Annotated in this window: 10 protein-coding genes; 4 read left to right on the top strand and 6 right to left on the bottom strand. The window is 47.0% G+C overall.

Going from position 1 to position 11,016, the window contains the following annotated elements; translation table 11 throughout:
* Nucleotides 1-215: 215 nt before the first annotated feature.
* The 3 genes from VIP81_RS16800 (at nt 216) to VIP81_RS16790 (ending at nt 5,790) form a co-directional block, all read left to right on the top strand.
* A complete protein-coding gene (locus tag VIP81_RS16800) occupies nt 216-2,921 on the top strand; it encodes a ferritin-like protein (RefSeq protein ID WP_331963306.1) in 2,706 nt (901 codons plus the stop codon).
* Nucleotides 2,922-3,067: 146 nt separating this feature from the next.
* Nucleotides 3,068-4,045 (top strand): Gfo/Idh/MocA family oxidoreductase, encoded by a 978-nt coding sequence (locus VIP81_RS16795; protein ID WP_331963303.1) that lies wholly within the window; start codon nt 3,068-3,070, stop codon nt 4,043-4,045.
* Nucleotides 4,046-4,185: 140 nt separating this feature from the next.
* The gene (locus tag VIP81_RS16790) at nt 4,186-5,790 is read left to right on the top strand and encodes a hypothetical protein (RefSeq protein ID WP_331963300.1); all 1,605 of its coding nucleotides are present in this window, start codon (nt 4,186-4,188) and stop codon (nt 5,788-5,790) included.
* An 85-nt stretch (nt 5,791-5,875) separates the two neighbouring features.
* Here the strand turns inward: VIP81_RS16790 and VIP81_RS16785 are convergent, their stop codons facing one another.
* Complete coding sequence (locus VIP81_RS16785) at nt 5,876-6,253, bottom strand: iron chaperone (protein WP_331963297.1); 378 nt, start codon at nt 6,251-6,253, stop codon at nt 5,876-5,878.
* Nucleotides 6,254-6,502: 249 nt separating this feature from the next.
* Here VIP81_RS16785 and VIP81_RS16780 point away from each other — a divergent pair, with 249 nt between their 5' ends.
* Complete coding sequence (locus VIP81_RS16780; RefSeq protein WP_331963294.1) at nt 6,503-7,669, top strand: acyltransferase; 1,167 nt, start codon at nt 6,503-6,505, stop codon at nt 7,667-7,669.
* On the opposite strand, the gene hisG is transcribed toward VIP81_RS16780, so the two are convergent.
* From hisG to VIP81_RS16755, 5 genes are all read right to left on the bottom strand, one after another.
* Entirely contained in the window at nt 7,666-8,313 is a 648-nt protein-coding gene (gene hisG / locus VIP81_RS16775; protein WP_331963291.1) for an ATP phosphoribosyltransferase, read from the bottom strand. The genes VIP81_RS16780 and hisG overlap by 4 nt on opposite strands.
* Before the next feature lie 3 nt (nt 8,314-8,316).
* Nucleotides 8,317-8,838: a hypothetical protein gene (locus tag VIP81_RS16770; protein ID WP_331963288.1), complete on the bottom strand. Its 522-nt coding sequence runs from the start codon at nt 8,836-8,838 to the stop codon at nt 8,317-8,319.
* A 50-nt stretch (nt 8,839-8,888) separates the two neighbouring features.
* Nucleotides 8,889-9,212 (bottom strand): AbrB/MazE/SpoVT family DNA-binding domain-containing protein, encoded by a 324-nt coding sequence (locus VIP81_RS16765; RefSeq protein WP_331963285.1) that lies wholly within the window; start codon nt 9,210-9,212, stop codon nt 8,889-8,891.
* 33 nt (nt 9,213-9,245) lie between these two features.
* Nucleotides 9,246-10,310 (bottom strand): phosphoribosylaminoimidazolesuccinocarboxamide synthase, encoded by a 1,065-nt coding sequence (locus tag VIP81_RS16760; protein ID WP_331963282.1) that lies wholly within the window; start codon nt 10,308-10,310, stop codon nt 9,246-9,248.
* A gap of 11 nt (nt 10,311-10,321) precedes the next feature.
* Nucleotides 10,322-11,016, bottom strand: a 695-nt coding sequence (locus tag VIP81_RS16755; protein WP_331963280.1) for a hypothetical protein, incomplete at its 5' end; no start/stop codon positions are given.

The following is an 11,016-nucleotide window of genomic DNA, read 5'->3' as shown; positions in this document are numbered from 1 at the left end:
CCTCTCAGATTTTGAATTCCTCATTATAACTTTTAAACTATGATCACTCTGCATATTTCCACGGATAGGTAATCATTTTTTTTATCGTGTGTGTGATGGTAATTTCCCCGCTGGAAATGCCCTGGATTGTTGTGCCCTGTTCTTTCTAAAGAATGCGCTTTACTGCTTTTTAGATTTCCTCACTTTCATATAACATCCAAAACACCTATTTATTTATGAGTTATTTACAGAGTCCCCGTTTGCAGTTTTCGGGAAAATTTCAGGCAGATCCTTCCACGGTGAACAATGATCCGCAGCATTTCAATACAGATAAGTTTCAAACGAGTTACGACATGCCCGGCCCGGGGGCCAGTAATGGCTGGTGGAATCCCAATGGTACCGGTGCGTGGCGCTTTTACAATTGTAGTGTAAAGCGGGTGTATTACCTGGATGGTACCTTTTGCGATGACCCGGCAGAAGACCCGGTAGTAGGTTTGCCGGTAAGCGGCGCGGACGGCAGGGCAGAAGGAAAAATTGTGGATCTGGATCCGGAGCAGCAAATGGTATCTGAGCTATGGGGTTTCCAGGTAATTCTGGGAGACGACAGTAAAACCGGCTTCAGAGGGGATTTTAAAGAGGCTCCCTTCGGCGATATATGGGTGCGCTATCCACAGGGAGGCCCCGATTCTTTCTTCGGTGCATTTTACCAGAGCGTGCTGAATATCACTAAATGGGCTAACCTCGGAGCATCCCGTTTTCTGAAGGAGCTGGCCTCCGTTACACCTAAAGGAGAGATACCGGAAAAACTCAGTATTAAATTCAACGTAGATGGTTTCCAGGATGACGTTACACAGCCGGATTTTACGCTGGGACGTGTAGTAGGCACCATCGGTCAGCAGGGATTGAAAGAACCTGATTACTTTGTAGCGGGAAGAATGCTGAGTGCTGTTCCCGGCGCCGGCTTCAATTTAAATACCGCCTATTGCGTGGTCGATAATAATGTGCTGAACATTGACCTTGGCAACAGTTGCCCAACCAAGAGTGTGGGCGGCCCTGTTGCCGACAACGGGAAGCTTTACCTGGGTGTGGTCCCCGCCAATGGAACGCCGGTGTCTCTTGGGGAAATCCGTTACCTCGATCCCGCCTGGTATACCCTTACGGGAGGAATTGTTTCCATGACTTTATCCCCGGAACAACAGACCCTGGTAGCCGCCAACCCGCTGGCAATTTTTGCTGGTTTTCCCGGTCCGTTAACGCCCATTGCTTTATCAGAAAACAGTGCCGGTACTTTCCTGCGGGCCGATAAGTTCGTGTTCCGTATGAACCCCGGAGAAAAGCAGGTGACTAAATTTTATGCGACCGCTTTCGGAGCGCCTTTGCCGAATGCACCGATTACCCTGATATATGATCCTACTACTATTGAAGGACAAATAAAGCAAGGACCGGTATCAGGACCTACCAATGTAGGGCAACCGCAATCTGCTTTTACATTTCCGCTAACGATTACTACCGGCGCCGATGGTACTGTGGAACTGCCGCTTACTGCTGCCAATCCCGGTAATCCCAGGAAGTATATCGACGGACAGGTATATGGAGTAGCCTATCAGCTGGGCACTACACCACCAATTGTTGGTGCTATACAAAATGGCAATCAGCTGTTAAATGCCCTGATATATACCGAATATGAGATGCCGGAAGAGCCCAACTGGGTAGAACATGTACAGCCTATCTTTCAGCAATATGCAGATCTGTATCCGGTAATGCGACCTATTGTTGATCTGTCGGATTATGCACAGGTAAGGCAGCGTATCAACATCCTGAAAAATGTTTTTCATACGCCCATCAGCAGCCCCAATTATATGCCGGTTACCAGGGATCTTTCCGGCGGCAAACTGGAGATGATCCGCAAATGGCTGGACAATCCGGTGTACATGAACCTCGACTCCGTAGAAGACCTATCCAGGGCGCTGCAAACAGCTATTGAGCTGGAACATTCCACCATTCCGCCGTATCTCTGCGCATTATATAGTATTAAGCCCAATTGCAATGTGGAAGTCTCCGGCCTGATCCGCAGTGTGGTGATTGAAGAAATGCTGCACATGGCGCTGGTATCAAACATCCTGATTTCAATAGGTGGAAGTCCCAATATTTCCCACTCTCGTTTTGTGCCTAAATACCCCGGCTCATTACCCGGCGGACTGCGTGCAGGCCTCACCGTTCGTTTGAGACGTTGCTCTATAGAACAAATCCGCGACTGCTTTATGTCGATCGAAGAACCGGAAGAAATTATCCAGCAACGCTTCCGGTCTTTACGCCCGGCGCTGATGGGAGAAGAAAGTTTGTACACCATTGCCTGGTTTTACAACCAACTTAAAAAAGCATTGACTGATTTGAGTGAGGTAGGAAAAATAACTTTTGGTCATGCCGAAAAACAGGTGTCTGACTGGAGCGGCATGGGAAAACTCTACGTGATCACTTCGCTGGAAGATGCCCTGAATGCCATTGATGAAATTATGGATCAGGGAGAAGGTACTAAAGCGACCAACCCTTATGACGGGCAAGGAGAACTATCCCACTATTATAAATATGCGGAAATAGTGGCTGGCCATCACCTGGTAAGTAACGGCGACACCTATACGTATACGGGTACTCGCATTCCTTTTGATGAAGCAGGCGTATATCCAATGGCAGACGATCCGCAACCGGTTAACTACCCGAAAGGCTCTACTGCACATATCCTGTCTACACAGTTTGCACACGCCTACCAGGCCTTGTTAAATGGTTTGCACCGGACGTTTAACGGAGAACCACATTTTCTGAGGGAAGCGATCGGATCGATGTATTCCCTGGATCTGCTGGCGCGTAAGCTTATGCAAACGCCTTCCGGATTAAATGATGGCACCACTGCCGGACCGGCATTTCAGCTGCCTTATAAAGTATAGCTTATTCATTGGTAGCCTTACAGGCCAGTCCCCGAAAAAGGCTGGCCTGTTTGCGTTTACAACATTGGACTTTTTAACAAAGTACCGGACTGGCCCCCGGTTATTTCCGGATAAAAATATGCCCTATAAATATTAATTTGCCCCACATGGAAACTATCAAATGGGGGATCATTGGTTGCGGTGACGTAACAGAAGTGAAAAGCGGCCCCGCTTTTAATAAAGTACCCAACTCTTCACTGGTAGCAGTGATGCGCAGAGATGGCGCTAAAGCACAGGACTATGCCATACGGCATGGCGTGCCCAAATGGTATGATGATGCGGCAGCCCTCATTAACGATGCGGCAGTAAATGCGATTTACATTGCTACGCCGCCCTTGCAACATGAAGACTATACGCTGATGGCTATTGCCGCAGGCAAACCGGTATACGTGGAAAAGCCGATGACACTGAATGCCGCCGCTGCGATCCGCATGAACGAAGCGGCCCTCCAAAATAATATTAAGGTGAGTGTGGCACATTATCGCAGGGCACAGCCTATGTTCCTGAAAGTAAAAGAACTACTGGCCGACAACACTATTGGCGCCGTGCGTTTTGCGTCTTTACAAATGCTGCAGCCGCCGTCGTCTAAGCTGATCGCGGGTTCTGCCACCAACTGGCGGCTCGACCCGGCGATTTCCGGTGGCGGATTATTTCATGACCTGGCGCCACATCAGCTGGATTTAATGATTTATTTTTTTGGCGAAGCAGCGTATGCCACAGGGATAGCGGTGAATCAGGCAAATTTATCGCCGGCAGATGATCTGGTAGCCGGACATATTTTATTTAAGAACGGCGTGGTGTTTAACGGTACCTGGTGTTTTACTGTTGCTAAAGAGGATCAGAAAGATGTGTGTGAAATAACCGGATCTGCAGGTACAATCAGTTTCCCTGTGTTCGGAAATAAGGTAACGTTGCATAAAGACGGGCTCACCGAAACATTTACTTTTGATGCACTGCCACATGTGCAACAGCCCATGATTGAAAAGGTGACCGCCTATTTTTTAGGGAAAGGACCGAATCCTTGTTCCGCCGCACAGGCGATACTGTCTATGCAACTCATGGATAGCTTTACAAAGCAGCGGTAGATGTCTTACAAAAAATGAAATGAAACGGCCTATTATATCACCTGATTTTATCTTGTCACCTACCTATAATAAATATTAAATAAATTCTATAATTGTAAAATTTATTTAACTACTTTCGCTGCCCTAAACCCTATACCCATATGAAATCCAGTATGAAATTCATACCGGCGCTCATTTTTGTAGTCCTGTCAATTTGTGCCCAAGCCCAATCGGATTCTACATTGAAGAGTAAAATTATTGCCCGGCCGGTGAAAACCAAAAAAGCGACGAGCCAAACAGGATTGGAATTAATTTATAAGTCGCATACTTCCACCTCTTATAACCCCACCACGCATAGTTTCTCTACGAGTACTGTCACCAGACCCTATATACGCCTTAATGGTGGCAATACAGTGGCGATAGACAAAAGAGGCGATGTCGTCCGGAGATATCTCTATAAATGTCCTTTGGCGCTGGAACAAATTAACCAGTTCAGTCAAGAGAATAAGCAGGCACGAAGATATCTCTGGGGCGGCTTTGGCGTTGCCGGGGTGTTCACATTCGGGGGCCTGGTGCTTTCGACTAAGGTGCCAGAGAGTAAGTCTACAGCTACTTTCTTTACGAGTTTTGGCCTGGGAGTAGGCGCCATGGTGGCGGGTGGTATTGTCTCTATGGTACACCACAGGAGGGCGGATAAACACCTGCATAGTTCCATTTCTCTTTATAATCAGCACTGTTATATAGCACCTAAAAAAGATAGTACGTTATCATCTTCCCCATTGGCTAATGGAAAAATAAAGACCCCTCCGCAGAAGATGAATACAGACACGCTCATTTATGACGTGGTACGTAATGAGCCTGAATGTTCAAATCTCTATGGCGTTTCTATACAACCTGTCATCCTGGATGTATACCGGCCCAGCATGAGTATTGCAGGCGGTATTGGTTTATTTTATACTTATAAAAGTGCGGTTGGTGTTAGTCTTAATTTCCAGACGACTTACCTGGAGCATGCGGACGGCCTACACGAGAGCGATAAACCAACTTATGAGTCCTATGGTGTACCGGCGAGAGATCGGGTATCCAAACAGTTGGAATTACAGACAAAGTTCACTTTAGCATCCTGGAAGAAAATCACCAAATATCCCATGCATGTTTCTTATACTGAAATGGGAGAAATGTCTGGTCGTGTACCTGGAACAACGTTAAAGGCTATCAGTGGCAGACTGGGATTCATACACGATCTCCGGAAGATAGAGGGAGAAGGTAATTTGCCATTGGTGACGACACAGGCCCCCTATGTACTTCATATGGATGATGGTACCGATCAGGAACTTCCGCGGACCGGTTTGGACGAATCTACCGTGTTGTTACAATCGGAAATTATTACGGCAGGTGTGGCATGGAGCACCTATCGCGATATGAAGATTCAATTGAAAGATAAACAATATAGAGGTAGAAGGGAGCTGAAAACACAGGCAGATCTTTTTATTGATGTGATGTATGCCCCTTCCATGAAGTATGAAGACTTGCTCTATTCCTACCCTGTTTATCAAAGCAATGGGACGAATGAATTACTGAAGGTTACCTCACCTTTCAGCAGAACAGGCGCCAGAATAGGCTATCAGTCTATGGGCATGGGGAGATTCTTCGGCACAAAATACATCATGGAATTGGGTTTACGTCCTGGTCCTGCCTTATCGAGTTACGCTAATGCATATTTCAAGATGACCTATAGTCTGATTTTTGGTGGTCGTCAAAAATAATATTCAATAAAAGGGATTTCCTCTGCTAAGAAGCATTTGTATACTGCATTCCTGGTATAGTATATCGGGAATGTAGTCTCATCTCTTATTTCTTCTTCTTCGCCGCCGATTTGGCTGCATCATGTTTCACCCGGAACTTCACCAATTTTGCAATCAGGGCTAATGGCATGGGCTGATCAATGGGAAACTGTACCGAGCCTTTCCCTGATTTATATTTAGCCAGTTCAGCTTTAAATTCCTCTGTACCCGACGGCGTGGGATAAAAACCGATATGATTTTTAAAGGCCGCAAAATATACCAGGACGCCATTTTGCTTATAGGCAGGCATGCCATAGCTGATGGTTTCCGTGGCTGCCGGCGCCGATTTTTTAACGGTAGCACGCACCTGTTCCAGTAGCTGCTGTATGTCTGGCAGGAAACCGGCAATATATTCATCTACGGTATTAATGGAGGTACTTTTCATGGTGCGCAGTATTTAAGTGACCCTACAAATTTACCGTTTCGATGCCAGACAAATAAGGTGTAAATGCGACATTACCGGGTGTCGGATACGACAAAAAGCAAGGCCCCCCGGCTATTTGCTGTTGCTGCCGGGCCTTCGTAAAAAAAATCTCCGGGATATGAAAATATTGACGCTAATAATTATCTTTAAGACGACCCACCTCCTTTCATGTGAAAAGCATTGATTTATTGAACCCGGGCCACATCATTTATGACTAAGTTAGCAGCATCCACGGAACCAAAAAGACTATCAGGGCTCGACCATTTAAGGGCGTTGGCCATTACCTCGGTATTGTTTTACCACTACCGCATGTTTGCGCATCCGGAGTGGCTCGACAAAGTAATCGGCTTCGGCTGGTCGGGGGTAGATCTATTTTTCGTGTTAAGTGGCTTCCTGATCTCCTTTCCCTTGTTTGAGCGCATGGCAAAGGGGAAGACCATTTCACTGCCAGAATTTTTTATCAAGCGTTTTTTCCGGATTATTCCGCCCTACCTGGTGATGCTGGCTATTTATTTTTTAATCCCGGCATTTCATGAGCGGGAACGTTTACCACCGCTCTGGAAGTTCCTGACGTTCACCCAAAATCTGGGCTTGAATATAAAAACGGACGGCACTTTTTCGCATGTATGGTCGTTGTGTGTGGAAGAACATTTTTATTTGTTTTTCCCGCTGGTGCTGGCAGCGATGATCGCGCTGAATGCTACCAGGAAGGGATGGATATTATTAGTCGCCTTGTTTCTCCTGGGTTTTGGCATCAGGTTATATTGCTGGCATTACCTGATTGCACCGGCGCTGGGTACAGATGATTTCTGGGTCACCTGGTACCAGCATATGTATTATCCCACCTACGACCGGCTGGATGGGTTGTTGGCAGGCGTGTCTGTTGCCGCTTTATTTGCTTTCAGGCCGGCGCTAACGGAAAGGATTACACGACATGGAAATGCGATTTTCGGCATTGCGGTGTTGGTGTTAACCGGCGCCTGGTTTTTATGTGAAGATCATAGCTCCTTTTCTGCTTCCATCTTCGGGTTTCCGATCATTGCTATCGGGTATGGATTAGCGGTGATAGCAGCGGTGAGCCGGGGTAGTTTTTTATACCGGTTCAACAGTCGTGTTACCGCTTTCATTGCTAAAATGTCTTTTGTACTTTATTTATCCCATAAAGGCGTGATACATCTGATGCAACCGCTTTTAGAAAAAGCCGGATTAGCGCCGAAGGGAAATATGATGTTTGCAGCGGCTATGCTATGCGCATTGCTGGGGGCTTTTATTATGCACAAAATAGTGGAAGTGCCGTTCCTGCGGCTCCGGCAGCGGGTATTGCGTAAACGGACGTTAAGAACAGTGCCGCTGGATGCGGAGGCAGCCACCGCTTAATACACCGGTTGTTTTAAATACATGGACAATCGCTTTTGGGTGGCTTCATCTTTTTTGCGGCACCATATTTCATGGCTGAGGGAAATGATACTATCCAGTTCACAAAATCCCATTCGTTCAATGGTGCGGCCGGTTTCAATCACATCTATAATGGCGTCTGCGATATGCAGGAAGAGGGCGGCTTCATGGGAGCCTTCCATCGGGATGATGTTGGCTGTCATGCCGTGGGCAGCGATATAATTTTGTGAGATGCCGCTGAATTTTGTACAAATCGTTTTGATACGCGATAAGGCGATAGGGCGTGGAGCGATAAGTGACAGCCGGCATTGCTGCAGCGGTAGGGGCTGCAGACAGCTCAGGTTGGGAAGACCATATTCGTGAAACCAGACGGAGCTTCCGATGGCCACGTCTATATGTCCCTGTTCCAATAGCCAGCACATATCCCGGCTACGTACAGTCACCAGCGTTATATTGCCGGCGGTGTCATGGTATACAGGAATGTCTCCTTTTCTGAAGCTGTTAAACGACGAAGCCGGTGGCATCTCTATCAACGATAAAGATTCATGGAAACCTCTCCCTTTTCCGATGGCTATCTTAAGGGGTGTGGTATATGTGTCGGGTGAATCAGGAAGGTACAGTTGCATACGTTATAAATTATGGGCCCATGTCAGCAATTGAGCGAGGCATGCTTCCTGGCTATGCTGATCTGTTCTGAGAATATTGGCCCCGAATGTTTTTCCTAAACTTAAATATTGTGCCATATAGCCGGTGTGGTAGGCCACATCGAATGTTTCTTCGGTTCTTATTGCCAGTCGTTGCAGGGTAGTGCTGATCCCGGCATAACAAAGCGTAGTGGGAGGAACGGGTAGCCAGTCCTGCCGGTATGCTTCGGGAATCAGTGTAAAGATGGTCATCCAGTGCCGGTCGAATACCAGTATGTCCTGATCATTTTCCTGTAAGAGCGCATTGACGGCTGCTCTGCCCAGATCAGCCACCTGCTGGTATTCTTTTTTTTCGGCGTGCTCAATCAGGGCGGCGCCTGTTGTTCCACCAAAGGGGCGGAGGTATTTAGCCCCGAGCGCCTGTGCCAGTAAAATGGCCATGGTGGTTTTACCGGCGCCGTCATGTCCGTCTATTGCCAGTATAAGCGGGCGTTGTTTTTTATCCATATGGTTTACTGTAAATGAAGGCCATACAGCGTATATGCCATGCCGTTATATTAACGATGCGGATAGAGTGCCACACTACCCTCTTTTTCATCTAGCTTCACTTCGTATTTGCCCGCGCCCTTTTGTCCGCCTTTCAGAATGGCGCCTGCGGCCTGGTTCAGCTTCATGAGTCCGCGTGCGGATACATCTTTAGAAGGTCGTTTATCCGTTGGCGTTGGATAGATCACCACTTTATCGTTTTCTACGGTAAAGCCTACACGCTTGCCTTGTCCCTTTTCAAATTTGAGCAGCTGCCGGGCAGTGGGAGGGAGGGTAATAATGCCGGCAGGTGAAATAGTTCTGCTGCTGAGGTTTTCTTTGAATGAAGTAGCCATTTTTTTATTTTTTTTAGTGAGATAATTACCAGCTTAGTCGGGCTGTATACTGAACATGGACGAATAAGCTTTTTCATAATTTTCATATAGCTTTTCCGGTGCGGCTCCTTTCCGCCACAGGTCTTTATCCATAGACTCTGCCTGTTCCGGATGAATACTGTTCCAGCGGATACGCATACAATCGGGACTGATTTCTCCATAAATAAGTTTGCCGGTCCGGTCAATGAAAATGCACATATCAATTAAGGTAATGCCCGATTGAAAGAACATTTCTTCCAGCCACAAAAAAGTTTCCAGCGCCATCTTTTTGGCAAAAGGCAGGTCCAGGATCCAGAGGGCGGCGTAGTCATCTGAAATAGGTTCGTCTGCCAGCCGCTTGTTATTTTCATCTGTGAGCGGATGGCGCCAGTCGAAACATACTACCGGCGTATCAAAGCGGGTCCAGGGTGTAATAGGCGCCTGATCCTGGCGGGTAGAAGGATACTTTGCCGTATACAGGTAGCGGTGCACCGGGGAACCGATATGATATCTTTTAATCCTTGTTTCTACGTTACAGGTATCTACCAGTTGCTGCACAATAAATAAGCCCTGCTCATTTTCTATTTCCGCCAGAAAGGCGCTGGCAGGGGCATATGCGCGGCCTTTGCTGTATGCCGTCATTTTGCGGTATACGGCTGTGGTGAATTTTATACGGATCGCATCCGTACCATCTACCAGTCCATAACGATTATGAGTATACGAATATACAGTAGGCTTAAACTTTTCGATTACCACTTTAGGGGTCCAGTATTTGATGATTTTACTTTCTCCCTCCACTAACAACGGCAGCGCATCAAAATCAAAGGGCAGCTTTTGGAGGATGCATTCTATGATATTTTCTATGGTTGCTGCTGCGTTGATCACTATCGTATGAGTATCGGAGTTGAGGCCGGGACTGTCTTTCAGTGTAAGACAAATATCATATGGCTCTGCCGGTGCTGACTCGGGGAGGGTCATCCGGAAACCCAGGTCCTGCAGCTGTTGTAACGCCTGGGGGACTTTGTTGCCCGGCAGGGCGTGGCAGTGATTAATTATACCGATGGTCATCATGTTTGACATGCTTTATCTTTTTATCGTAAAAATTCCGGTACTTCCCATTCTTCATATGCAAAGGCTTTGTAAGTATCATTTAATACGTAGAGTAATTTCAGCGTAGCGGCGTATGCGTTAGAAATAGCTTCCCAGGGACACCCGCTTTCACAGAGGGCTACCTGTTCTTCTATTGCATAGTTAAGGTTGGTCTTTGTCCACTGATTGATCAGCTCTTTATTATTGGGTTCCTGCATGGCAGCCCGCATGCCTTTCACAATATGCATGGGGATTTTAATAAAGTACTGATAAAGATTTGCTTTGCCTTCCAGGCCGAAGTGGGTACCTTCTTTAGCTAAAAATCCCGCCATGCCCAGCAGTTGCCGCATGCGTACATATCCAAAACTGAAGTTGCGGTACAGCAGGTCATAGGGTGGTTTTACCGGAATCACCGCTTCCCCGTAAAGACACAGTACATGCTGATGGAGATTGTCGCCGGAAAGTGACTGGAAGCCGTAGAAATCAGTTTCATCGTACACGCTGATATTAATATCGACTCCTTTATAAGCGGGGTTTTGTCCGCTTAATGTATGCAGGGCCACGTCGGCATCTTTTACATATAAGATCACGTCGTAGTCTGCGAAGCTTTCACTGGTCACAGAAGAGCCGTACACAAATATGGCCAGCAGGTTTTCCTGCAGGGTATTGCGAAGGTCTGCTGCAAAGCCGAAGCGTT

The organism is Chitinophaga sp., from assembly GCF_036566945.1.
GTDB lineage: Bacteria > Bacteroidota > Bacteroidia > Chitinophagales > Chitinophagaceae > Chitinophaga.
Note: the sequence above shows the minus strand (reverse complement) of the source record. Positions and strands in the feature narration are given on the sequence as shown.

Excerpts from the sequence above, each read along its gene's own strand:
- VIP81_RS16800 (WP_331963306.1), top strand. The coding sequence starts at position 216 with ATGAGTTATTTACAGAGTCCCCGTTTGCAGTTTTCGGGAAAATTTCAG.
- VIP81_RS16795 (WP_331963303.1), top strand. The coding sequence starts at position 3,068 with ATGGAAACTATCAAATGGGGGATCATTGGTTGCGGTGACGTAACAGAA.
- VIP81_RS16790 (WP_331963300.1), top strand. The coding sequence starts at position 4,186 with ATGAAATCCAGTATGAAATTCATACCGGCGCTCATTTTTGTAGTCCTG.
- VIP81_RS16785 (WP_331963297.1), bottom strand. The coding sequence starts at position 6,253 with ATGAAAAGTACCTCCATTAATACCGTAGATGAATATATTGCCGGTTTC.
- VIP81_RS16780 (WP_331963294.1), top strand. The coding sequence starts at position 6,503 with ATGACTAAGTTAGCAGCATCCACGGAACCAAAAAGACTATCAGGGCTC.
- hisG (WP_331963291.1), bottom strand. The coding sequence starts at position 8,313 with ATGCAACTGTACCTTCCTGATTCACCCGACACATATACCACACCCCTT.
- VIP81_RS16770 (WP_331963288.1), bottom strand. The coding sequence starts at position 8,838 with ATGGATAAAAAACAACGCCCGCTTATACTGGCAATAGACGGACATGAC.
- VIP81_RS16765 (WP_331963285.1), bottom strand. The coding sequence starts at position 9,212 with ATGGCTACTTCATTCAAAGAAAACCTCAGCAGCAGAACTATTTCACCT.
- VIP81_RS16760 (WP_331963282.1), bottom strand. The coding sequence starts at position 10,310 with ATGTCAAACATGATGACCATCGGTATAATTAATCACTGCCACGCCCTG.